This window comes from Roseateles sp. (assembly GCF_031397715.1).
Classification (GTDB): Bacteria; Pseudomonadota; Gammaproteobacteria; order Burkholderiales; family Burkholderiaceae_C; genus Paucibacter_A.
In genome coordinates this window covers 1-21,886 of the sequence record NZ_JANNMI010000082.1, presented here as the reverse complement: position 1 = coordinate 21,886, position 21,886 = coordinate 1, and the positions used below count along the sequence as shown (strand labels likewise).

Here is a 21,886-nt window from a genome sequence, read left to right as displayed (position 1 = left end):
ATGCACTGATCAGTGATGGCGCCCGCGATCCGCTCTCGGGCAATGCCGTGCTGAGTGGCATGGCGGTACAGATCACGGCCGCCTAGGGCAAAAAAACAATAAAGTGCTCGACAAGCCCATAGATTTCGTGCCATACTAGCTGGATAGATACGCACAAGACCGTTTCTTCAAGGTCTTCAATCTGCAGCCCCGCCGTACGTACGCTTCATTCGTCGCGCTAGGCTCGCTTCAGTTTCAACTCCCCGTTTGACTGTTCTTGAGTGTTTCTGTCTTCGCTGGTCTCGCTTTGTCGCGAACCACGAAGTATTTTTTATTTTGTTCAAAAGGAACACATCATGACAACAATGCAAACTGGCACCGTGAAATGGTTCGACGACGGCAAGGGCTTCGGCTTCATCACGCCTGAAGACGGCTCCAAGGACCTGTTCGCTCACCACAGCGAAATCCGCAACAACGGCGGCTTCCGCACTTTGGCCGAAAACCAAAAGGTTGAGTTTGAAGTCAAGCAAGGCCCTAAGGGTCTGCAAGCTTCGAACATCCGCGGCCTGTAATAGGCTCCGGGGCAGCGCGCAAGCGCTGCCACCAAAAAGGGTTGGCGCGAAAGTGCTGACCCTTTTGTTTTAACTGTTTTGTTTGACCTGTTTTGAATTTGATCCCCCAAGATCAAACGGTTTTGCCCCCAACAAAACCTCGGTGCCCCATTGCCCGCCAATGCGCCACCAGTTCTACCTTGCCAAAATAATTACAAACCTAGGCAAGCAAGAAGACGAAGAAAAAAATAGGTCGGCCCATTGAGCCCAGCACCTGTCAAACGCCCACCAAGCCAAGGCAAAGCCACTACCGTCGTTTGAGGCCACGAAGACTCACGACCCAATGCGCGACCCCCGATCACGCAGTCAATTCAAAATCTCCCTTCGCCATATCGCGCCGCGGCATCGCCATGGTGCACACCTCTCTCATAAAAATGCAAACTACAAACAGCATTGAGGTGGGCAAATATCTTGTCTCACCCATGATCAAACCTCAAGCCGATGGCAGTTTCGCTGCCTCGGTCTCAATACGCTCAGGACGTGGCATGGCCAGCCATGACCGCGTGATGCGCTTCACCCCGCGCTTTATCAGCCACCGGGCCGCCATCCGCTACGCCACGGCCGAAGGCCTGGCCTGGGTGCGCGCCCACTGAAGCAATAAAGAAAGCTGGCCCTGCTTTTTGCAAGGCCAGCGATGCGAATTCAGCGCCCGCCGTGAGGCGCAAGCCAGCTGCCAACCGGCGCTTGGGCCAGGGCCCTGACCAAGCCGTGAAGACGCTCAAGCTGAGCCGGTGAAGCGTTGCTTGCCTGCAGCAAGGCCGCCATGCAGGCCGCTTGCTGTTCAACGCTCGACTGCTTGGACCCCCGCCCTTCCAGCGCGTCTTTCATCGCTTTGAGCTTCAGCAAGCGGCGCGCCGCCAACATCTCTTCCGAGGCGGGCAAGTCCAAGCCAGCCTCCAGCTGCAGCAGCGCCTCGTCCAAATTGGCGTCTGCCGGCGCACGGCGCGCCAGCGCCTGCTCCCACGCTTCGGGCAGCGCAGGTAAAGCGGCCCAGCGGGCGGCAAATTCAGCCTCATCAAGACGGGCCTCTGTGCCTTCAGCCAACTCACACAAAGCCAACTTGGCGGTCAGCGCCTCGCACTGGGCCTGCCAAATCATCTGGCTGCGCCCGGCAAGTATCTGCAAGGCCAAAGCATGCGCGGCCTGCAAGCGGCCGTCCAAGGCGTTGGCTTGATGGCGAGGCAATTCGCCACCTTGACGCCAAGCACGGTCGACCTCGTCCAAGGTGCGCCGAATTTCGGCGTCGGCCGTTTCGGCATTGAGCGCCTCCAAGCGCGCCAACAACGTTTCGTACTCAGCCAGGCTGGCTGCCAGCGCTTCATCGCGGGCATCAAAGGCGGCCGAACGCTGCGTAAAGACGGCATCGGTGGCGGCCTTGAAACGAGCCCACAAATCATTCTCGGTCGAACGTGCCAAGGGCAAACCGCGGGCTTGTTGCTGCCATTCGGCTTGCAGATCGCGCACCCGTTGGGTCAGGTCGCGCAGCTGCGAGTTTTCGCGCAGCTCTTGCAGCAAGGCCTCCGCACGCTCGATCAGCAACAAGCGCTGCGTTTCAGCGGCACGCCGAGCTCGCTGCAGCGGCGCCTCAATGCGTTCCAGGCTGGCACGCTGGCGCCGCAACAAGGCATCGCGGTTGGCCAAGGGCACCGTGTGTTCAAGCGGGCCCAGCTGGCGCCAGGCCAGTTGGAAGGCGGACAGAGCGCGCAAACACTCCTTCCATTGCGCGCTGGCCGCCTCGCCCAACGGGGCGCTGGCGTCACTCACGCCAACGCCGGGCAAGGCGTCAAGCTGATTCAACAGCAGCTCGCGGCTGACCAAATTGGCTTCGCGGGCGAGTTTCAGCTCGGCCAGTTGGGCGGCGACCGGCTGGTTGGCGGTTTGCATGGCAGTGTCGAAGCGCTGCCACAGCGCCTGGCCGGCTCCGGCGCTGAGCCCGTCAACCTCCTTCCAGCGCTTGCGCAGGGCCTGAATGGCCTCCCGATGCGCCTTCAGATTGAGCTTGGCGACGGGCAGGGCTTCGACGTTGGCATCGGCTTCGGCAGCTTCAGCGGGCACGGTTGCCCGGGTTGTCCGGGCCAGTTCCTCGGCCTCGGCCACCAGGGCATCGAGCGCAAGCGCGCCGCCCCATTGCTCCCAGTCGCGCAGCCGGTTGCGCTCGGTCAGCAGGGCGTGCTGGCGCGCGCGTGCGTCGTCGGGCAGCGAGGCGGGGTTGACGCCCTGCAGGTGTGCGTCAATTTGCTGCAGCAACTGCTGCAGCTCGCTCAATTCACCGCCCGCGAGCGCTGCCTCGGCCTGCGCCAACTTGGCCTCGAAGGCTTGAATTTGTTCCGGCCGGGCGGCGCTTGCAGTGGGGCGGTTGCGAGGAGTGGCCGTTGGCACCGGCTCAGCGTCAACCGGTGCAAGCGCTCGCAGGCTTTGCTCGAAGCGCTGATTCAGCAGCCGCGCTAGGCCGGCGTCGGCCAGCGGCTGCATGGCTTGCCACTGTTGCAGTGGCTCCGCCGTCTCCAGACCCAGGCCGTCCAGCCAGATCAGGCGCGCCTCGATCTGGGCGCCAGCGAGCACAGCCTGCTCCAACCGCAAGGCGAGCGCGGCGCCGGTCGGCTGGCCGCTCAGGTCGGGGCAGCGCTGTTGCAAGTCCAGCAGCGGCTGAGGCTTCAGCTCGCCCGGCCGGCCGTTGGCGACGGCCTGCTCGGCGGCCAGGCCCCAGGCACTCAGCCCCTGGGAGGCCTCGGCGGCCCAGCGCTGCTGCTGTTGTTCAAGCTCGCTGCGCTGGCGCAGCTGGCTGTTCAAGGCGGCGCTCAAGGCGTTGAACTGCTCGACCTGCAGCGGCTCCAGCAGGGCGGCATCAAGCGCCAGCCAGGCGCGGTCCAGATTGACCAGCACGTTGATGGGCAGGTCCGCCTGCGCGCTCAGCTCGGTCGCGCTGGCGATCAAGGCCTGGGCCTGCGCGCGGGCCTCGCGCTGCACGACGGCGGCCTCCAGCCGGCTCTTGGCGAGGCGGTGGACGCGGCGGTCGGAATTGCGGGCCTCGCGTTCGGCCTGCTTCAGCGCGGCCTCGCCGGCCAGCGCTTCGACGGCCGCCAGCTTGATGTCCAGCAGCGGCGCCGCCTGCAGCAGCGCCAGCAAGGCGGCGTCGTCGCCCCGTGCGGCTTGCAGGCGCGGTGCCCAATCGGCCTTGGCGGCTGCGAGCTTCTGGGTCTTTTGGGCGGCTTTCTCGGCCGCTTTCTGCTCGGTGATTTGCTCGGCGACTTGTTTTGCTTGACGTGTCTGGGCCGGCGTCGGGGCGGACTGTTTGCCAGCAGGTTTGGTCGTTGCGGAGGCGGCATTGCGCCCGAATTTCTTGAAAATCCAGCTCAGCATGGGGTCGCGGCGCCGGGCGCCGGTCAGGTTGGGGGTTGGTCGTCGGACACGCAAGGCGCGCGTCACCGGCAGCAGTGTAGGCGCAGGGCGCGCCCGGTTCGCTGCCGCACAGCCAAGCAGGCCCCCGACGATCAAAGTGGTGTTCCCGTTGACGGGTACAAGGCGGCTCCACAGTCACAACACCGAGGTCCCAGGCGATGAGTTCCATCATTCACAGCGTGGCCTACCGAGATGGGCAAGCCCTTGGCGACATCGCCATCGACGAGCTCAGCGGAGTCATTCAGGAGCCCGGCACTTTCGTCTGGCTGGGCCTGCACGAGCCGGACGACACCTTGTTGCTGAAGATCCAGACCGAGTTCGGCTTGCATGAACTGGCCATCGAGGACGCCCACCACGCCCACCAGCGGCCCAAGATCGAGGCCTACAGCGACTCGCTCTTCATCGTGTTGAAGACGGCGCAGTTGGAAGCGGGCCAGGTGGTCTACGGCGAGACGCACCTGTTCGTGGGCCCGAACTTCCTGGTTTCCGTGCGGCACGGCGCTTCGTCGAGCTATGCGCAGGTCTTGCAGCGCAGCGACGCCGGCATGAAGGGCCTTCACAGGGGACCTGGTTTCGCCCTGTATGCATTGCTCGACTTCGTGGCCGACCACTATCAACCCATCGTGGCGCAATTCGAGCGCGACTTCGAAGCCATCGAGTCCGACATTTTCAATGACCAGTTCGACCGGCTGGTGATCGAGCGGCTGTACGTCCTGAAGCGCCATCTGCTTGAGTTGCGCAATGCCGCCTTGCCGTTGGCGGAAATCAGCGCCGAGCTGATGCGCCTGCACGAAGACCTGATCCCGAAGGAGTTGCGCGCCGATTTTCGCGACAGCCAGGATCACGTCTCGCGGCTGGTCGGGCTGATCGACGGCATGCGCGACATGCTGACCACGGCCATGCAGGTGAATCTGGCGCTGGTGGCCAACAACCAGAACGAGGTGGTCAAGCGTCTGGCGGGTTGGGGTGCGATCCTGGCCATCCCGACCGTGGTCTTCAGCCTGTATGGTATGAATTTCGAATGGATGCCGGAGCTGCGGTGGCGGGCCGGCTATCCGGTGGCCGTGGCGGCGACCCTGCTGAGCTGTGTTCTCGTCTACCGGCGGCTGCGTCGCGCTGGATGGGTCTAGTGTGGTGTTGCACACTAGCGCGCAGATCCGGACGCCAGTTGATGTGGCGTGCGGATTTGCTTGCGCCTTGGCCGTCTGCCCTCTGAAGGAGAGCGTCATGATGAAGTTGTTGTCGCTACGAAACTGTCCTTTGCCCCTGCTGGTGGCGGCGGCGGTGACGGTGGCGATACCGCCCCGGCGCCGGCCGCTCAACTCAGCATCCTGCGCAGCGATCTCGGCAACCCCTGGGGCCTGGCCCAGTTGCCGGACGGGCAATTTCTGATCACCCAAAGAACCGGCGGCCTCGCGCGTCCGGCTGCGGACGGCTCCGGTCCGCTGACCGCCATCAGTGGTGCGCCCCTGGTGGTTGCCAGCGACCAAGGCGGTCTGCTCGATGTGGCGCTGGACCCGGATTTCGTGGGCAGCCCCTGGGTCTATCCGACCAGCGGTGAAGTCTGGGTCAGCGAGCATGGACCGGAGGGCGGCGACGAGATCAACATCGCGCGGGCCGGAGCCAACTACGGCTGGCCGGTCAAGAGCTATGGCTGCGACTGTGGAGGACTAACTGCAGCCGCTCGTGCATGAGATCAAGGTCCGCCGCGCCGACCTGTTGTCGGACTGAGTCAGGGCTTGGGTGGCGGCAATGCCTAGGGAGTGCAAGCCGGATGCCGTTTGCTTCGGTACTTAGGGATAGGAGGCCCTGTTGCTGAAGGCTAGGCTGCGGCAAGGGTCAGGTCTTGCTTGATTCACTTACAGGGAGGGCTGATGGCGACCGACCACCCAGAGGCCGACGGCAAATTGCAAGGCGGCGAGGACAAAGTTCAGGAGGCCTTGAAGGCGATTCCCTATGTGGGCGGACTGCTGGCCTATATGGCCCGGCACATGGGCATGTTCAGCGCTTCGTTGGCCTTGCTGATCTTGGTCATCCTGCCGTTGCTGGTGCCGGTGCTGATGTCGGCCTATCTGCGGCTGCTGCCGGATGAACTGCGCATCGCTTACTCGCAATGGTTACTGGGACCGCTGGCGGTGGATCAGCGAGTGACCCGCTTGGTCGACAAGGCGGTGGCGACGGTCGTCAGCGACAACAATCTGCGGCTCGATTTTGTGCAGCAATTCCAGCAGGTGTGGGTCAAGGACGGTGATTGGCGCTCGCCGGTCTTTGCTTTTCCTCTCTCAGAAAAGCAGGAGTTCAACCTGGATTTCTCGGCCCACGCGCTCCCGAGCCGGTCCGCCTGCACCGATGTGCTCAAGATCAAGGCCGCCGAAAAGGCGTTGACCGAGAAGGGTCTGTTCACCATTAGCGTGCTCGGCAAGAGCTACCCGATCGAAAGCATCAACGAACCGACGCCGCTGCCTTTCGGCGAGAACTTTTGGGCCATGGCCAAGAACGAACTGGACCTGCTGCGCAAGGAAAGAGCGGCCAAAGTCCAGGTGGTCTTGAATCTGGACGTTGCCCGCGCCGCGCTGGAGTGCTATCCCATTCGCAGCACCCTTTTGATCACCGTGAACAAGACCCTCACGGCTCACAGTCTGGAGCAGATCGATGCAAGCAAGCCGGTCGAAAAATCCAAATAGCGGGCCGGCTGCGGTGCTTGCGCCTACCGGCCTGCGCTTGACGATTTGGGCGCTCGGGCTGCTGGCGACCGGCCACGGCCACGGGCAGAGCCTGCCGAGCATTCAACGCGATCTGCGCATCGAGACCATCGACTTGGTCGGCGGTCATCGTGTCAGGCTTTTGTCCGTACCACTGCAGCAGTTCGACCTCCGCGTGCTTGCCACCGCCCCGGTCCTGAAGCAGGGCAGCGCGTCGGATGCCAGCCTGTTGGGGCTGAGTCGATTGCTGAGCATGGGCGCCGGCGCACGTCCGGTGGCCTTGCTCAGCGGTGGCTTCAATCGCGAGGATCCGCTGGACCCGGTCGGCGCCCTGATCGAAAACAAGAAGAGCTATGCGCCGCTGTCGATGGCAACGAAGAGCCGGGGCTCCATGGGCCGAGGGTATTCGCTGTCCGGCCTGCTTTGCATAGGCCCCGCCAACCAGGTCTCGATTGAATCGGTCGATAGTTTTCAGGACAGTCGCGGCGCCTGCGCCTGGGCCCTGCAGGCCGGACCGGTGGTGGTCGAGCGCGATGGCCGCGATGCCATATCCAAGAAAGTGACCGGCGTGTCCCATCGGCTGATTGCCTGCGAACCGAGAAATGGGGGACGGAGCGTCGATTTTTACTGGTTCGACAGCATCAGTCTGCTTGATGTCGAGCAAGCGCTGAAGCCCCGCTGCAGCAGTGCCTTGAACTTGGCCGGGGCCGACCAGGCCGGCATCTTGCTGGTGGCGTCGGGGGCCGCCGCCGGATCGGTCAATGTGCCTTTGCCCTCGATCCTGGTGATTCAACCCAGATCTCGATGATCGGGGTCGGCGCATTCTTTGAGTGCCGATGCGTGCCCCCAGACCTGTCGCTTCGCGCCCGAGGGGAAAAAGAAACACTTGGGGCGGCCCGGCGCTTGTTGAAAGTGCATGGCCGGGTTTGTGCCGCCATTGGACTCGCCCCAGCAACTCGGTTTCGCTTGGGCCTGCAAACGCGTCGCCTGAGTCAAGTCACTGTAAACTTAACCAGTGATTTCGAACCAAGCACCGACCCCCACCCGTTCGCAACTGACGCGCTTGATGAAGATCTGGTCGTCGGCGGCCTGGCCTTGCCGGGATGCGCTGGAGCTTGAGCTGGTGGCGGCGGGCTGGGCGCAGCTGCGGGACGAGGCGGAGGGTCGTCAGACGCTGCGCCTGACCGAGCTTGGCATTCAATCTGTGGCCGAGGCGCGGCGGCGCAATCAGCGTGCCTTGAGTGCGCATGACGCCTTGGCCGGGCGGATGGCGCGCGAGTTGCTGTGCGGCGGGCGGGTGGTCTGGCGTGAGTTGTCTCTGCGGGCGCAGGCTCAGCTGTGCGGGGGTGATGAGGCAGTGCAAAGCGAGTCGGAAGCGGAGTTTTCGCTGGAACCCTCGGCCGCTCCACCCGCCACAGCGACCGGCGCCAATCCACAATGGCGGGTGGCGCGGCCGGATCTGTTTTCGGTCCGCAACACTTCGGTGGAGGACTATCTGCAGCCGTTCGTGCATGAGATCAAGGTCAGCCGCGCCGACCTGCTGTCGGACCTGCGCCATGCCGCCAAGCGCGACTCTTACCAGTGGCTGTGCAGCGAGTGCTATTACGTGTTTCCGGTCGGCGTGGCCGAGGCGGCGGAGATTCCAGCGGCCTTCGGCGTCTGGGTGCTGCACGGCGCCGTGGAAGATGGGCGTTTGGAGTTGTTGCGGCCGGCGCGTCACAAGTCCTGCAAGCTGCCATTTTCGGTCTGGCTGGCCTTGGCCAAGGCGACGCCGCTGCGGCTGGAGGACGAGCCGGCGCAAGGCCTGCTGGGCGCACCCGTCGCACCCAGCGGAGGCGCCGCGCTTTGACACCCTATGCGGTCGCGGTGCGGGCGCTGTGCGAATTCACGGCCAAACAGGGTGATCTTGATCTGCGCTTCACACCCGCACCGAGCGCCCAAGAGGGGATTGCCGGTCATGCCTTGGTGGCGGCACGACGCCCCGCTCATTACCAAGCGGAGCTGGCTTTGAGCGGGCAGTACCGGGACTTGCTGGTACGCGGGCGGGCCGACGGCTTTGACGGCGTGCTGGGCCGGCTTGAGGAGGTCAAGACCTTCAAGGGCAAGCTGGATCAAATCCCTGCAAACCACAGCGCCCTGCACTGGGCTCAGCTCAAAGTCTATGGCGCCCTGCTTTGCCAGACACAGGGTTTGAACGAGGTCGAGCTGGCCCTGGTCTATTTCAATATCAACTCGCAGCAGGAAACCGTGCTGACACAGCGCCACGCCGCGGCCGACCTGCTTACGCATTTCGAGCTGCTGTGCGAGCGTTTCCTGGCTTGGGCACAACAGGAGTTGGCGCACCGGGCAGCCCGCGATGCGGCCTTGGCGGCGCTGACCTTCCCCCATACCGAGTTCCGCAGCGGGCAACGCAACTTGGCCGCCGCCGTCTACCGGGCGGCGCAAACCGGCCGCTGCTTGATGGCCCAGGCGCCCACCGGCATCGGCAAGACAGTGGGCACGATTTTCCCTTTGCTGAAAGCGTGTCCGGGCCAGGCCTTGGACAAGCTGTTCTTTTTGGCAGCCAAGACTGCGGGGCGCGGGCTGGCGCTTGGGGCCTTGCAACTGCTCAAGCAGGGCGCCACCGAGCTATTGCCCCTGCGGGTGCTGGAGTTGGTGGCACGGGACAAGGCCTGCGAGCACCCGGACAAGGCCTGCCATGGTGACTCTTGCCCGCTGGCACGAGGCTTTTACGACCGGCTGCCCAAGGCACGGGCGGCAGCCATGGCCGCAGCGGCTGGAGCGCTGCTGGACCGCGCGACATTGCGTGAGGTGGCCCTGAGTCAGCAAGTCTGCCCTTATTACCTGAGTCAGGAGCTGACGCGCTGGAGCGATGTGATCGTTGGCGACTACAACTATTACTTCGACATCAGCGCGCTGCTGCACGGCCTGACGCAGGCGAATCTCTGGCGGGTGGCGGTGTTGGTGGACGAGGCGCACAACCTGGTCGAGCGCGGCCGCAAGATGTACACGGCGGATTTGAATCAGGCCGATTTGCGGAGCATTCGCGTGTCCGCGCCGGCGCCACTGAAAAAGCCACTGGACCGGCTGCATCGCGGCTGGAATGAATTGGCCAAGGGGCAAACCGAGCCCTACCAAGTGCTGGACGGCTTGCCGCTCAAGTTTCTGGCCGCTTTGCAGCTCGTCAATGCGGCGATCGCCGAATACTTGGCCGAGCACCCGACCGAAGTTGATGCCGCGCTGCAGGGCTTTTACTTTGAAGCCTTGCACTTCGCACGCATGGCCGAACTCTTTGGTCCGCACTCATTGTGTGATTTGACCAAGCATCCGGCCGGCCTGGCGCGACCCAGCGCGCTGCTGTGTTTGCGCAATGTGGTGCCGGCGCCGTTTCTTGGCCCTAGGTTTTCCGCCGCGCGCACGACGGTGCTGTTCTCGGCCACCTTGCAGCCCATGCAATATTTTTCCGATGTCTTGGGCCTTCCTGCGGACACCGCATCGCTTGAGGTGGCGGCGCCCTTCAAGCCCGAGCAATTGCGCGTGTCGGTGGCCGACCACATCTCAACCCGCTTCCAGCAGCGCGCGGCCTCACTGCCGGCCGTGGTGGACCTGATGGCGACACAGTTCAGCGCCCTGCCCGGCAACTACCTGGCATTCTTCAGCAGCCATGACTATTTGCAAGCGGCCGCGGCCTTGTTCAAATCCAAGTGGCCGGAGATCACGATCTGGCAGCAAACGCGGCGCATGGCGGAACAGGAACAACAAGAATTTCTGGACCGCTTGACGGCGGACAGCCAGGGCATTGGCTTTGTCGTACTCGGCGGCTCATTTGGTGAGGCGATCGACCTCCCCGGCAAACGATTGATTGGTGCGTTCATTGCAACGCTGGGGCTGCCGCAAGTGAATCCGGTCAATCAACAGATCAAATTACGAATGGATCAACTGATGGGCGGCGCCGGCTACAACTACACCTATCTTTACCCTGGGTTGCAAAAAGTCGTGCAAGCGGCCGGGCGGGTGATTCGCACCGTCAGCGATCAGGGTGTGGTTCATCTGATGGACGACCGTTTCGGCCGCCACGAGGTGCAGGCTTTGTTGCCGACTTGGTGGCAGCTACGTTCGCGCGGACCAAGAAGAACTTGAGCTTATAGGCCCTAAGGCTAGGCGACACTAGATTGGTTCGGCTCGACCGTTGTTGTCTGCCTGAATGCAACCGGAGACTTTGATGAACCACCACAGCCCGCTCTATCAATGGCTTTGCAGCCACAGGCTGCTTTGCTTTTTGCTGCTGACCGCTGGCTTCATCGGTTTCGGCGTGTTGTCGCTTGACCTGGTTCGATTGGTGAGTGCAAATGCCGGATTTTTGCTGACGCATGGTTGGGCGGGCCTGATGGAGGGGGGCTTGATGCAACTGCTGGAGCTGGCGGGCAAAGCCTTGGCGGCAATGGTTTGCTATATGGTCTTCAAGCTTTGTGAACATGCCTTGCTCGATCGTCTGGCGCACTCGGGTGTGCGGCGGCGGCCTGACAGCAACGCCGCCTCAAAGCCGGTTTAGTGCAGTCCTGAGTTCGTCGCGCAAATTTCGCAGGCCCAGCAACTCTTGATCGGGCGCTTGCAGCGCCGGCCAAAGCAGCGCGACCAGCGCGCTCGCGCTGGCGTCGATGTCAATTTGCCGACCGGCAATGACGACCTCCCACAGCATATGTTCCATCGGCCCGAACACCAGTGAGCGCAGCAGGCGCAAAGGAATATCACTGCGCACTTCGCCACTGGATTGGCCGCGCGCCAGCAGATCCATCAAGGGGGCGGTATAGCGCCGCTGCAGCTCGACAAAGGTTTCGCCCAATTCCTGGCCTTTGGAGCGCCCCTCGGACAGCACCAGCGCACACAGGCCGGTGCCTTGAATCAGGAATAGCCGCAGATGGGTGTGCACCATGAACTCCAGTTGCACGCGCACCGGCGCCGAGCGCGGTAGACCGGCCTCGATGGCGGCAATGATTTCGTCATACCAATCGCCAATCACCCGCATGCAGAGCTCTCGTTTGCCGCGGAAATAGGTGAACACGGTCGCCTCTGAGATGCCCAGGCGTTGCGCAATTTCGGTCGTGGTGGCGCGCTCGAAGCCGCGCTCGGCCAGGACCTCGCGGCCAACGCGCAAAATGTCGCGTACGCGCTGCTCGGCTTTGGCGCCAGCGGGCGCGCGGCGTTGCGGCGGCAGTTGCATGGGAGGGCTAGCGTCTGAATGGCGGGTCACGGCCGCTATTCTGCGCATAAATTGAGTAAAGCTCAAGTCATCCTTGCTTCTGGCGCCGCGCTGGCTTATTCTTCGCCCTTCACGCATCGATCTCGATTGATGCAGAGGCTTGTTTATAGATTTTGTGAGCTGAACTCATTTGGCTTGAGTGGCAGCGCTTTTGGAGACACCATGCCCGCTCTCAGCAGCAAGCTCAATGCCCGGTCCGCCGATTTCAAGTCAAACGCCGAAACCATGCGCGGCTTGCTGGCCGACCTGAATAGCCGTTTGGAAATCATTGCTCAGGGCGGTGGCGACGCAGCGCGCGCCAAACACCTGTCGCGGGGCAAGTTGCTGCCGCGTGACCGGGTGGAGATGCTGCTGGACCCCGGCACGCCGTTTTTGGAGCTGGCGCCGCTGGCCGGGCTGAATATGTATCTGGATAAAAATGGCGTCGGCGCCGCCCCCGGCGGCGGCATCATCGCCGGCATCGGCCGCGTCGCCGGCGTCGATTGCATGATTGTCTGCAATGACGCAACGGTGAAGGGCGGCACCTATTACCCGATCACCGTCAAAAAGCATCTGCGTGCGCAGGAGATCGCGGCCCAGAACCGCCTGCCCTGCGTCTATCTGGTCGACTCCGGCGGCGCCAATCTGCCTAACCAAGACGATGTGTTCCCGGACCGCGACCACTTTGGCCGCATCTTCTTCAACCAGGCCAATTTGTCGGCAGCCGGCATCCCGCAAATCGCCGTCGTGATGGGCTCCTGCACGGCGGGCGGCGCCTATGTGCCGGCGATGAGCGACGAAACCATCATCGTCAAGAATCAAGGCACGATCTTCCTGGGCGGCCCGCCGCTGGTGAAGGCCGCCACCGGCGAGGTGGTGACGGCGGAAGACTTAGGGGGCGGCGATGTGCACACGCGCTTGTCCGGCGTGGCCGACCATCTGGCCAATGACGATACCCATGCCTTGGCGATTGCGCGCCAAGCGGTGGCCAGCCTGAATTGGCGCAAAGAATCGCAGTTGCTGATGCAGGCGCCGCGCCCGCCCTTGTTCGATGCGGCCGAGCTGCACGGCGTGATCCCGGTCGATACGCGCAAGCCCTTTGATGTGCGCGAAGTCATCGCCCGTGTCGTCGACGGCTCCGAGTTCGAGGAATTCAAGGCCCGCTACGGTGCCACCCTGGTCTGCGGCTTTGCCCATATCGAGGGCATGCCGGTCGGCATCATCGCCAACAACGGCATCCTGTTCACCGAGAGCGCCAACAAGGGCGCGCATTTCATCGAGCTGTGCTGCCAACGCAAGATCCCGTTGGTGTTTTTGCAGAACATCACTGGCTTCATGGTCGGGCGCAAGTACGAGAACGAGGGCATCGCGCGGGCCGGCGCCAAGATGGTGACGGCGGTGGCCTGTGCTCAGGTGCCCAAATTCACCATCATCATCGGCGGCAGTTTTGGCGCCGGTAATTACGGCATGTGCGGCCGCGCGTTCTCGCCGCGCTTCTTGTGGATGTGGCCGAACGCGCGCATCTCGGTGATGGGCGGCGAGCAGGCCGCTTCGGTGCTGGCGACGGTCAAGCGCGACGGTATCGAGGGCAAGGGCGGCAGCTGGACGGCCGCCGAAGAGGAGGCCTTCAAGGCGCCGATCCGGCAGCAATACGAAGACCAGGGCCACCCCTATTACGCGTCGGCACGCTTGTGGGACGACGGCGTGATCGACCCGGCCGACACCCGCCGGGTCTTGGCCCTGGGCCTGAGCGCGGCCCTCAATGCGCCGATTGCCGAGACCAAATTTGGCGTATTCCGGATGTAACGCGTAAAATGAGCGTAAAAACTGATTTTGGTACACATCATGCGCACGAATATTGAAATCAATGATGATTTGATGGATCAGGCGATGAAGTCAGGCGCCTTCAAGACCAAGAAGGATGCGGTCGAGGCAGGCCTGCGCTTGTTGGCGCGGCAGGCCGCGTACCGGGAGATCTTGGCCTTGCGGGGCAAACTGCGCTGGGACGACGCGCCGCGCGCCGCTGAACTGATCTTGAGCGAGCCCGATGCGGCTTCCCGGGCGCAGCCGGATGACGCTTCGGCGCCGGACCCTCGATGATTCTGGTCGACTCTTCGGTCTGGATAGACTTTTTCAACGGCCGCGAGACCGTCGGCGTGCGCCGTTTGAGCGATTTACTGGAAGATGCCGGCGCCCCGCTGGCGCTGGCCGATCTGGTCTTGTTCGAGGTCTTGCGGGGTTTTCGCGATCAGCGCGACTATCTGGCCGCCAAGCGGGCCTTGGGCGCGCTCGATGTGGTCGACATCGGCGGCGAGGACTGCGCCTTGCATGCCGCCGAGCATTACCGCGCGCTGCGCGTCGGCGGCTTCACCGTCAACAGCCCGGTCGATGTTTTGCAAGCCAGTTTCTGTATCGAAAATGACCACGCCTTGCTACATTCGGAGCGCGACTATGACGCGATGGAGTCACTGCGCGGGCTGAAGGTCTGGAGGCATTGATGCAGTTTTTCGGAGCATGCCTGCATGGCTGAGTTGACGATCAGGGCCCACGCGCTGCTGCTCTCAGCGGGCCTCGCCTGCCTGTTCGCAAGCCCGCTGCATGCCGAATCGCCGATTGACGCTTCGACGCTGCACAAGGACATTCGCGAGGCCGTGCTGCGCGTGCCGGTCACCGTGCAAGACGCGTTCGGGCGCGAAGTGGCGGGCAGTTTACTCGTCACGACCTTCAAGCCCAAAGGCGTGGGGCCGTTTCCCTTGCTCATCATCAGCCACGGCCGCAGTGGCGACAAGCGCAGCGAATATGCACGGCAGCGCTTCGAGTCCGCGGCGCGGTTCTTCGTGCGCAAGGGCTTTGCGGTCGCGGCGCCGCTGCGCCTGGGCTATGGCGAACTCGCACCGCTTGGCGACCCCGAGAACAGCTTCAGCTGCGCCAGCCCCAGCTATGCGCCGGCGCTGGCCGCTGCCGCTCAGCAAATCGTCGCCGTGGCGCAAGCCATGTCGACCCAGATCGATGTCGATGCCCGTCGGCTGGTCTTGGTCGGCCAGTCGGTCGGCGGCATTGCCAGCGTGGCGGCGGCGGCTTTGCGGCCACCGGGCTTGGTGGCCACGATCAACTTTGCCGGTGGCCATGGCGGCAGACCCTCCGAACATCGTGGGGAGCCCTGTGAAGCGCCACAACTGAAGCGCCTGTTTCAAAGCTATGGTGAGTTCAATGCCTGCGCCGCTGCACCCGTCCCGACGCTGTGGATCTACACCGAGAACGATATGTACTTCGCCCCGCACCACAGCCGTGAATGGGCCGAGGCCTACCGCAACGGCGGCGGCCTGGTCGATTACCGGCTCTTGCCCGCCATTGGCGACGACGGCCACCGCCTCTTCGCCGCTGCCAACGATGTCTGGCAACCCTTGGTCGACGAATTCTTGGCTCAACAAGGTTTCAAGCAGCCCGGCACATTGAAGCCGCCGCCGAGCACGGACTACGCGGCCCTGAAAGATGTGGACGCGCTGCCGCTGAGCTCATGGTCTGCCCAGGAGAGTTACAAGAAGTTCCTGATGGCCAAGCCACCCCGAGCGTTTGCCATCGGCAGCGACGGTGAATTTGGCTATGCAACCGGCGAGGATGTGTTGTCGCGTGCGCTTGGCTTTTGCCAAAAGCGCAAGGGCAAGCCCTGCCAGTTTTACGCCGTCGATAACAACGTGGTTTGGAGATCCGAATGAGCAGCCAGAGCAACTATCTGACCATCTCGGTACAGCGCGAAGGCCCTAACGGCCAGATTGCCCGTGTCAGCCTCAAGCGCCCCGACGTGCGCAATGCCTTCAATGAAGTGGTGGTTGCCGAGCTGACTGCCGCCTTTGCCGCTGTTGGGCAAGACCCGGAGCTGCGCGTTGTCGTGTTGGCCGCCGAGGGCAAGGCTTTTTGCGCCGGCGCCGACCTCAACTGGATGAAAGCGATGGCTGGCTTCAGCTGGGAGCAAAACCATGCCGATGCGGCCCTGCTGGCCGAAATGCTTTGGACGATTTACAGCTGCCCGGTGCCGGTGATCGCACGGGTGCAGGGCGACGCCTATGCCGGCGGCGTCGGCCTGGTGGCGGTTTGCGATGTGGTGGTGGCGGTTGAGACGGCGGGCTTTTGCTTGTCCGAGGCCAAGCTGGGCCTGCTGCCGGCGACCATCAGCCCCTATGTCGTGCGCGCCCTGGGCGAGCAGGCCTCAAGGCGCTACTTCCTGACGGCCGAGCGTTTCAGCGCCGCCGAGGCGCATCGCTTAGGTCTGGTGCAAGAACTGGCCACGACCGACAACCTGGACGAGAAAGTCAGCGCCCTAGCGGCCGCCATCGCCGCCAACGGCCCGCAAGCGGTGCGCGCCTGCAAACGCCTGGTGCAAGACGTCGCCCATGTGCCCGTCACCCCTTCGCTGCGCGATGACACCGCCCGCCGCATCGCCGACATCCGCGCCAGCGCCGAAGGCCGCGAGGGCGTGCAGAGTTTTTTGAACAAGAGTCGGCCGGCCTGGCTCGCCTGATGTTGCAAAAATTTCCCCGATGACAACTTCTCCCCAACAAGACTGGCAGCAGCGCAGCTTGGCCGCCGTCTGGCACCCTTGCACGCAGATGGCGCGCGCTGCCCAAATGCCGCCGCTGGCGATTGCACGCGGCGCCGGCCCCTGGTTGTATGACTTTGATGGTGCGCGCTATTTCGACGCCAACAGCAGCTGGTGGGTCAATCTCTTCGGCCACGCCGATGTTGGGCTGAACGACGCGATCAAGGCGCAGCTCGACACCCTGCCCCATGTGATGCTGGCCGGCTGCACCCACGCGCCGGCGGTACGTTTGGCGGAGCGTTTGAGCGCGCGCACCGGCGGGGCCTTAGGTCATGTGTTCTTCGCCAGCGACGGCGCCAGCGCGGTCGAAATTGCGCTCAAGCAGAGCTTTCACAGCTGGCGCAATCTGGGCCGGGACGACAAGCGCGAATTCGTTTGCCTGAAGAACGGCTATCACGGTGAAACGATTGGTGCGCTGGCCGTCACCGATGTGGCGGTGTTCCGCGACGCCTACGACCCGCTGCTGATGCGCGCGCACATCGTCATGTCGCCCGACGCCCGGTTTGCTAACGAGACAGCCGCGCTGACCGCGATGCGCGATTTGCTGGCCGAGCGCAGCGCCAACATCGCCGCCGTCATCGTCGAGCCGCTGGTGCAGGGTGCCGCGGGCATGGTGATGTATTCGGCCGACTATCTGCGCAGCCTGCGCCGGCTTTGCAGCGAGTTCGAGGTGCATCTGATCGTCGACGAGATCGCGATGGGCTGCGGCCGCACCGGCAGCTTCTTCGCCTTCGAGCAGACGCTGCCTCAAACACCAGCGGATTGGCCTGATTTCATCCTGCTGTCCAAGGGCATCACCGGCGGCACCTTGCCGCTGTCCCTGGTGCTGACGACCGAAGCCGTTTATCAGGCCTTCTGGAGCGAGGACGTGACGCGCGGCTTCTTGCACTCGCATTCCTATACCGGCAACGCATTGGCCTGCGCGGCGGCGAATGCGGTGCTGGATCGCTTTGATGCCGGCCAACTCGACGCTAACTTGATGCAGGCGCGGCATTTGAAGGATGCGTTCGCGCCGCTGGCCCACCACCCGAGAGTCGAGCATCTGCGCCAACAAGGCATGGTATTGGCCTTTGATGTGAAGGATGCCGGCCCGCGTTTTGCTGAAGCCTTCCATCTGGCCGCACGCTCGCACCAGCTGCTGATCCGGCCGATCGGCAAGACCGTCTATTTAATGCCTCCTTATCTGATCGACGCGGCCACCGCTGCGTTCTTGTTCGAGGCCGTGAGCGCGAGTTTGAACGATGTTGCTTGACCACCTGAAGGCCAAACTGGCCGCCATCGAGGCGCAAAGCCTGACCCGCTTCTTGCGCCAAGCCGAGAGCCCGACCGCGCCGCGCCAGCAAGTTCGCGCTAACGATGGTCGCACGCGCGAGCTCTTGATGTTCTGCTCGAATGACTATTTAGGTCTGGCGGCCGAGCCGCAGATCACCGCGGCCTTGATCGACGGCGCGATGATCTATGGCGGCGGCTCCGGCGCGTCGCCGCTGATCAGTGGCCATAGCCGGGCCCATGAGCAAGTCGCCGAGACCTTGGCCACCTGGCTGGCGCCGCATATCCCCGCGGCCAAGACGCTGGGCTTTTGCACCGGCTATATGGCCAATCTGGCCGTCGTCACCGCCTTGGGCGACGAACAGACCGAGATCTTCTCGGAGGCCTGGAACCACGCCTCGCTGATCGACGGCAGCCGGCTGGCACGCGCGCAAGTGACGCGTTATGCACATGCCGATGTGGCCCAGCTGCGCGGCCTGCTGGCGGCCAGCCAAGCCAAGGTCAAGCTGATCGTCACCGACGCCGTCTTCAGCATGGACGGCGACCTGGCGCCACTGCCCGAGCTGCTGGCCCTGGCCGAGGAATTCGACGCCTGGCTGATCGTCGACGATGCGCATGGTTTTGGTGTGCTGGGCGAGCGCGGCCGGGGCTCGCTGGAGCATTTCAAGCTGTGTAGCGAGCGGCTGATTCTGGTCGGCACGCTGGGCAAGGCGGCCGGCCTGGCCGGTGCCTTTGTGGTGGCCCATGCCACCATCACCGATTACCTCTTGCAGTCGGCGCGCAACTACATTTTTTCAACCGCCTCGCCGCCGGCCGTCGAGCATGCGCTGCTGACCAGTCTGGCCTTGATTGACAGCGATCTTGGCGCAGAGCGGCGCGCCAATCTGCGCCGCCTGCAAGCGCAGCTGCGCGCCGGCATCACGGCGATGCTGCAGACCTACCCGAACTTGGGCTGGCGCTTGGCGCCGTCCGATACGCCTGTGCAGCCGCTGATCATCGGCGGCAATGCCGAGGTGATGGCCTTGGCCGCGCGGCTGGAGGCTGAGGGCCTGCGCGTGCCCGGCATCCGCCCGCCGACCGTGCCCGTGGGCGAGGCGCGGCTACGCATCACCTTGTGCGCGACGCATACCGAGGCCGATGTGAATCAGCTGTTGATGGCGCTGACGTCAGCCGCCGCCGACTTGCAGGCAGGTGCCTTGTGATGATCAAGGGCTATTTCATCACCGGCACCGACACCGAGATCGGCAAGACCTGCATCACCGCTGGCCTGACTCATGCGTTGAGCCAACAAGGCCTGCGCGTGGCGCCGGTCAAGTCGCTGGCCGCCGGCCAGGAGTTGATTGGCGGCCGCTGGATCAATGAGGACGTGCAGCGGCTGCACGCCGCGCAGACCCTTGGCATGACGGCGGAGCAGGTCGGCCCGCTGCAATTCCGCGCCGCCTGCGCCCCGCATATCGCCGCCGCGCTGGAGGGTCACCGCATTGAGCGTGCGCCCTTGCTGGCGGCCATCCGCGCCAGTGCGGCGTTAGGGGATCTGGCCCTGGTCGAAGGCGTCGGCGGCTTCCGCGTGCCCTTATGTGAAGGCTGGGACACCGCCGATCTCGCCGTTGATTTGGGCTTGCCGGTCGTCCTTGTCGTCGGCCTGCGCCTGGGCTGCATCAACCACGCCTTGCTGACGGCCGAAGCGATACGCGCGCGCGGCTTGGCGCTGGCCGGCTGGGTGGCCAACACCGTGGACGGCAGCATGGCCCATCTGACCGACAATCTGGCCGCGCTGGAGGCGTCTCTTGATGCGCCCTGCTGGGGCCATGTGCCCCGCCTGATCGACCCTAGCCCGGCCGCAGTGGCCGCGCATCTGCACAGTTTTCTTCAGTAAATAAGTAAGTTCTGGAATCGCTATTTATGACCCACTCACAAACCGTCAATCAAATCCAGTCGCTGACCCCGACCACCGACGCTGAGCGCCGCAGCACCAGCAAGACCTGGACGGTCAAAGAGGTGGTGGCGCTGTACGACCTGCCCTTCAATGACCTGATGTTCCGCGCCCAACAGGTGCACCGCGAGAACTTCGACGCCAATGCGGTGCAACTGTCCACCTTGTTGTCGATCAAGACCGGTGGCTGCGAGGAAGACTGCGCCTACTGCCCGCAGTCGGCGCATTTCGACACCGGCCTGAAGGCCGAAAAGCTGATCCCGCTGCAAGAGGTGCTGGAGGCCGCGCGCGCCGCCAAGGCCAATGGCGCGACGCGTTTTTGCATGGGTGCGGCCTGGCGCTCACCCAAGCCACGTCATCTTGAAGCGATTGGCGAAATGGTCAAGGAGGTCAAGGCGATGGGCCTGGAGACTTGCTTGACCGCCGGCATGTTGGGGGATGGTCAGGCGGAGCAGTTGGCTGAGGCTGGCCTCGACTACTACAACCACAACCTGGATACCTCGCCCGAGTTCTATGGTCAGATCATCACCACGCGCACTTATCAGGACCGGCTGGATACGCTGGACCGGGTGCGCAATGTGGGGCTGAAGGTTTGCTCGGGCGGCATCGTCGGGCTGGGCGAGACGCGTGGTCAGCGGGCTGGTTTGATCGTGCAATTGGCCAATCTGAATCCGTATCCGGAGTCGGTGCCGATCAACAACTTGGTCAAGGTGGAGGGCACGCCTTTGGCCAACGCTGAGGCGCTGGACCCGTTCGAGTTCATTCGGTCGATTGCGGTGGCAAGGATCACGATGCCGAGGGCGATGGTGCGCTTGTCGGCTGGGCGAGAGGAGATGCCCGAGAGCATGCAGGCGCTGTGCTTTCTTGCCGGTGCAAACTCGATGTTCTATGGGGATAAGTTGCTGACGACGTCGAATCCGCAGGCGGAGGCCGACCGTAAATTGCTGGAGCGTTTGGGCATGCGTTGCGCGACGGAGGAGAAGTTGGTGCCGCAGAAGGCTGATGGCGACAAGCTGTCTTTCCACTCGCACTGAGGTCGGGCGGATTCAATGGGCATTGCTTTGCAGGTTAGGCCCATGCCGGGAGTTCGCCCCGGCGGGCGACCTTCTTTCTTGGGCGTCCAAGAAAGAAGGCAAAGAAACCGCCCCTGCCGCATGGCCCTTCGGGTTCGCTCAGATGCTCAGGTTTACCGGGCCGCGCCCAACTCACTTCGCTACGCTGCGTTCAAACAGGGGGCGCGAAGTCAGTTTTTGAAGTCGCTCCGCGACGCCCGGCAAACCTTCCGCTCTTCGCCCATGCAGAAGGGGAGCCCCGGAATACCAATACGCCTCGCTGCGCATCGGCTTGGGCTGCCTGAAAGTTTTGAGACTCGGCGTTTGGCTGCTGGTGAAGTGTCGCGAGTGAGCTCGCGAACACGTTGGATTTCATGAGGCGCTACGCATCTTTCTTCGAATGGCCGGACAAGGCTCGAAAGGAGCTGGGTGTCGTCGAGGAACTTGTCAAGGCTTTGAATCGCGATCAATTTGCCGGCTATGGCGCACCCGAATCGTTTTCACCTGATCCACCGGACTGTATTTGCACGAACCCGTTAGGTGAAAAAGTCGCGTTTGAAGTCGTAGAGGTAGTTTGTGAAGTCGCCGCGCGCATGAATGCACAGGGCAATGATGTATTCCGGAACTGGGTGCGGGGTGAATTGACCGAACATGTCTCTGGTTTGCTCGCCCAAAAGGATTCCAAAACGTTTCATGGTGGGCCATATGCGAGCGTTGTGGTCTGCTTGTTCACCGATGAACCACTTCTAACCATTGACCGCTTGGAACTAGAACTGGCAGGAAAACTGTTTGGTCCCTACGAACAGGTGGACCGTGCATACCTTGTTGTCTCTTACGATCCATCGACGAAGACATACCCTGTAGTCGAGTTAAATCTTCTGAAATGAAATTCAACCGCATGCTGATCAGTTTTTTCGTTATGCCTGCCGCATCCAATTCTTTAGCGGCCGAGCTGTGTAGGTTGGAGTGCGCGAAAGCAAACTCCAACAACACGGCCGAGTGCTTGACCGGCCGATGCGCAGCGAGGCGTATTGATATTTGGGGTTCCCCTTCTGCATGGGTGAGGAGCGGAGGGTTTGCCGGGCGTCGCGAAGCGACTTCAAGA

General features: G+C 63.1%; 21 protein-coding genes. 19 read left to right on the top strand and 2 right to left on the bottom strand.

The window, feature by feature from the left end; all coding sequences use genetic code 11:
* Window positions 1–344: 344 nt before the first annotated feature.
* Window positions 345–551, top strand: coding sequence for a cold-shock protein (locus tag RMO57_RS03705; RefSeq protein ID WP_263534780.1), 207 nt, complete (start codon window positions 345–347; stop codon window positions 549–551).
* Between the two features lie 681 nt (window positions 552–1,232).
* Here RMO57_RS03705 and RMO57_RS03695 read toward each other — a convergent pair.
* Window positions 1,233–3,950, bottom strand: a complete 2,718-nt coding sequence (locus RMO57_RS03695; protein WP_310384341.1) for a DUF349 domain-containing protein — start codon at window positions 3,948–3,950, stop codon at window positions 1,233–1,235.
* Between the two features lie 197 nt (window positions 3,951–4,147).
* Between RMO57_RS03695 and RMO57_RS03690 the strand changes: the two genes are divergently transcribed.
* The 7 genes from RMO57_RS03690 to RMO57_RS03660 all read left to right on the top strand — a co-directional run bounded on the left by RMO57_RS03690 (window position 4,148) and on the right by RMO57_RS03660 (window position 11,243).
* Window positions 4,148–5,119: a magnesium and cobalt transport protein CorA gene (locus tag RMO57_RS03690; protein ID WP_310384340.1), complete on the top strand. Its 972-nt coding sequence runs from the start codon at window positions 4,148–4,150 to the stop codon at window positions 5,117–5,119.
* 60 nt (window positions 5,120–5,179) lie between these two features.
* Window positions 5,180–5,683 (top strand): PQQ-dependent sugar dehydrogenase, encoded by a 504-nt coding sequence (locus RMO57_RS03685; RefSeq protein WP_310384338.1) that lies wholly within the window; start codon window positions 5,180–5,182, stop codon window positions 5,681–5,683.
* Window positions 5,684–5,863: 180 nt separating this feature from the next.
* Window positions 5,864–6,673 carry a hypothetical protein gene (locus RMO57_RS03680; protein WP_310384336.1) on the top strand — a complete coding sequence of 270 codons (810 nt, stop codon included), beginning with the start codon at window positions 5,864–5,866 and terminating at the stop codon, window positions 6,671–6,673.
* A complete protein-coding gene (locus tag RMO57_RS03675; protein ID WP_310384335.1) occupies window positions 6,642–7,499 on the top strand; it encodes a hypothetical protein in 858 nt (285 codons plus the stop codon). The genes RMO57_RS03680 and RMO57_RS03675 overlap by 32 nt, the downstream gene beginning before the upstream one ends.
* A gap of 207 nt (window positions 7,500–7,706) precedes the next feature.
* Window positions 7,707–8,540 (top strand): hypothetical protein, encoded by an 834-nt coding sequence (locus RMO57_RS03670; RefSeq protein WP_310384333.1) that lies wholly within the window; start codon window positions 7,707–7,709, stop codon window positions 8,538–8,540.
* Window positions 8,537–10,831 (top strand): ATP-dependent DNA helicase, encoded by a 2,295-nt coding sequence (locus RMO57_RS03665; RefSeq protein ID WP_310384330.1) that lies wholly within the window; start codon window positions 8,537–8,539, stop codon window positions 10,829–10,831. Before RMO57_RS03670 ends, RMO57_RS03665 begins: the two co-directional genes overlap by 4 nt.
* Window positions 10,832–10,913: 82 nt before the next feature.
* Window positions 10,914–11,243, top strand: a complete 330-nt coding sequence (locus tag RMO57_RS03660) for a hypothetical protein (protein WP_310384328.1) — start codon at window positions 10,914–10,916, stop codon at window positions 11,241–11,243.
* On the opposite strand, the gene RMO57_RS03655 is transcribed toward RMO57_RS03660, so the two are convergent.
* Window positions 11,229–11,912, bottom strand: coding sequence for a TetR/AcrR family transcriptional regulator (locus RMO57_RS03655; protein WP_310384326.1), 684 nt, complete (start codon window positions 11,910–11,912; stop codon window positions 11,229–11,231). The genes RMO57_RS03660 and RMO57_RS03655 overlap by 15 nt on opposite strands.
* Window positions 11,913–12,113: 201 nt before the next feature.
* Here RMO57_RS03655 and RMO57_RS03650 point away from each other — a divergent pair, with 201 nt between their 5' ends.
* From RMO57_RS03650 to RMO57_RS03600, 11 genes are all read left to right on the top strand, one after another.
* Entirely contained in the window at window positions 12,114–13,736 is a 1,623-nt protein-coding gene (locus tag RMO57_RS03650; protein WP_310384324.1) for a carboxyl transferase domain-containing protein, read from the top strand.
* Window positions 13,737–13,775: 39 nt separating this feature from the next.
* Complete coding sequence (locus RMO57_RS03645; protein ID WP_310384321.1) at window positions 13,776–14,030, top strand: type II toxin-antitoxin system VapB family antitoxin; 255 nt, start codon at window positions 13,776–13,778, stop codon at window positions 14,028–14,030.
* The gene (locus RMO57_RS03640; protein WP_310384319.1) at window positions 14,027–14,428 is read left to right on the top strand and encodes a PIN domain nuclease; all 402 of its coding nucleotides are present in this window, start codon (window positions 14,027–14,029) and stop codon (window positions 14,426–14,428) included. The genes RMO57_RS03645 and RMO57_RS03640 overlap by 4 nt, the downstream gene beginning before the upstream one ends.
* Window positions 14,429–14,452: 24 nt before the next feature.
* Entirely contained in the window at window positions 14,453–15,646 is a 1,194-nt protein-coding gene (locus RMO57_RS03635) for a hypothetical protein (RefSeq protein ID WP_310384317.1), read from the top strand.
* Window positions 15,643–16,449: an enoyl-CoA hydratase/isomerase family protein gene (locus RMO57_RS03630; protein WP_310384316.1), complete on the top strand. Its 807-nt coding sequence runs from the start codon at window positions 15,643–15,645 to the stop codon at window positions 16,447–16,449. Before RMO57_RS03635 ends, RMO57_RS03630 begins: the two co-directional genes overlap by 4 nt.
* A 19-nt stretch (window positions 16,450–16,468) precedes the next feature.
* Window positions 16,469–17,779, top strand: coding sequence for an adenosylmethionine--8-amino-7-oxononanoate transaminase (bioA, locus tag RMO57_RS03625; RefSeq protein WP_310384314.1), 1,311 nt, complete (start codon window positions 16,469–16,471; stop codon window positions 17,777–17,779).
* Entirely contained in the window at window positions 17,769–18,998 is a 1,230-nt protein-coding gene (locus RMO57_RS03620; protein WP_310384312.1) for an 8-amino-7-oxononanoate synthase, read from the top strand. The genes bioA and RMO57_RS03620 overlap by 11 nt, the downstream gene beginning before the upstream one ends.
* Window positions 18,998–19,672 carry a dethiobiotin synthase gene (gene bioD / locus RMO57_RS03615; protein WP_310384310.1) on the top strand — a complete coding sequence of 225 codons (675 nt, stop codon included), beginning with the start codon at window positions 18,998–19,000 and terminating at the stop codon, window positions 19,670–19,672. The genes RMO57_RS03620 and bioD overlap by 1 nt, the downstream gene beginning before the upstream one ends.
* Before the next feature lie 26 nt (window positions 19,673–19,698).
* Window positions 19,699–20,763 (top strand): biotin synthase BioB, encoded by a 1,065-nt coding sequence (bioB, locus tag RMO57_RS03610; RefSeq protein WP_310384308.1) that lies wholly within the window; start codon window positions 19,699–19,701, stop codon window positions 20,761–20,763.
* Window positions 20,764–21,155: 392 nt separating this feature from the next.
* A complete protein-coding gene (locus tag RMO57_RS03605) occupies window positions 21,156–21,668 on the top strand; it encodes a hypothetical protein (protein ID WP_310384306.1) in 513 nt (170 codons plus the stop codon).
* Window positions 21,665–21,886, top strand: a 222-nt coding sequence (locus RMO57_RS03600) for a hypothetical protein (protein WP_310384304.1), incomplete at its 3' end; no start/stop codon positions are given. The genes RMO57_RS03605 and RMO57_RS03600, both read left to right, overlap by 4 nt.

What these genes read in the sequence shown, in the direction of transcription:
- RMO57_RS03630 (WP_310384316.1), top strand. Translation starts at nt 15,643, where the DNA reads ATGAGCAGCCAGAGCAACTATCTGACCATCTCGGTACAGCGCGAAGGC.
- bioD (WP_310384310.1), top strand. Translation starts at nt 18,998, where the DNA reads ATGATCAAGGGCTATTTCATCACCGGCACCGACACCGAGATCGGCAAG.
- RMO57_RS03690 (WP_310384340.1), top strand. Translation starts at nt 4,148, where the DNA reads ATGAGTTCCATCATTCACAGCGTGGCCTACCGAGATGGGCAAGCCCTT.
- RMO57_RS03680 (WP_310384336.1), top strand. Translation starts at nt 5,864, where the DNA reads ATGGCGACCGACCACCCAGAGGCCGACGGCAAATTGCAAGGCGGCGAG.
- RMO57_RS03705 (WP_263534780.1), top strand. Translation starts at nt 345, where the DNA reads ATGCAAACTGGCACCGTGAAATGGTTCGACGACGGCAAGGGCTTCGGC.
- bioA (WP_310384314.1), top strand. Translation starts at nt 16,469, where the DNA reads ATGACAACTTCTCCCCAACAAGACTGGCAGCAGCGCAGCTTGGCCGCC.
- bioB (WP_310384308.1), top strand. Translation starts at nt 19,699, where the DNA reads ATGACCCACTCACAAACCGTCAATCAAATCCAGTCGCTGACCCCGACC.
- RMO57_RS03620 (WP_310384312.1), top strand. Translation starts at nt 17,769, where the DNA reads ATGTTGCTTGACCACCTGAAGGCCAAACTGGCCGCCATCGAGGCGCAA.
- RMO57_RS03605 (WP_310384306.1), top strand. Translation starts at nt 21,156, where the DNA reads ATGAGGCGCTACGCATCTTTCTTCGAATGGCCGGACAAGGCTCGAAAG.
- RMO57_RS03675 (WP_310384335.1), top strand. Translation starts at nt 6,642, where the DNA reads ATGCAAGCAAGCCGGTCGAAAAATCCAAATAGCGGGCCGGCTGCGGTG.
- RMO57_RS03635 (WP_310384317.1), top strand. Translation starts at nt 14,453, where the DNA reads ATGGCTGAGTTGACGATCAGGGCCCACGCGCTGCTGCTCTCAGCGGGC.
- RMO57_RS03660 (WP_310384328.1), top strand. Translation starts at nt 10,914, where the DNA reads ATGAACCACCACAGCCCGCTCTATCAATGGCTTTGCAGCCACAGGCTG.
- RMO57_RS03650 (WP_310384324.1), top strand. Translation starts at nt 12,114, where the DNA reads ATGCCCGCTCTCAGCAGCAAGCTCAATGCCCGGTCCGCCGATTTCAAG.
- RMO57_RS03645 (WP_310384321.1), top strand. Translation starts at nt 13,776, where the DNA reads ATGCGCACGAATATTGAAATCAATGATGATTTGATGGATCAGGCGATG.
- RMO57_RS03640 (WP_310384319.1), top strand. Translation starts at nt 14,027, where the DNA reads ATGATTCTGGTCGACTCTTCGGTCTGGATAGACTTTTTCAACGGCCGC.
- RMO57_RS03695 (WP_310384341.1), bottom strand. Translation starts at nt 3,950, where the DNA reads ATGCTGAGCTGGATTTTCAAGAAATTCGGGCGCAATGCCGCCTCCGCA.
- RMO57_RS03655 (WP_310384326.1), bottom strand. Translation starts at nt 11,912, where the DNA reads ATGCAACTGCCGCCGCAACGCCGCGCGCCCGCTGGCGCCAAAGCCGAG.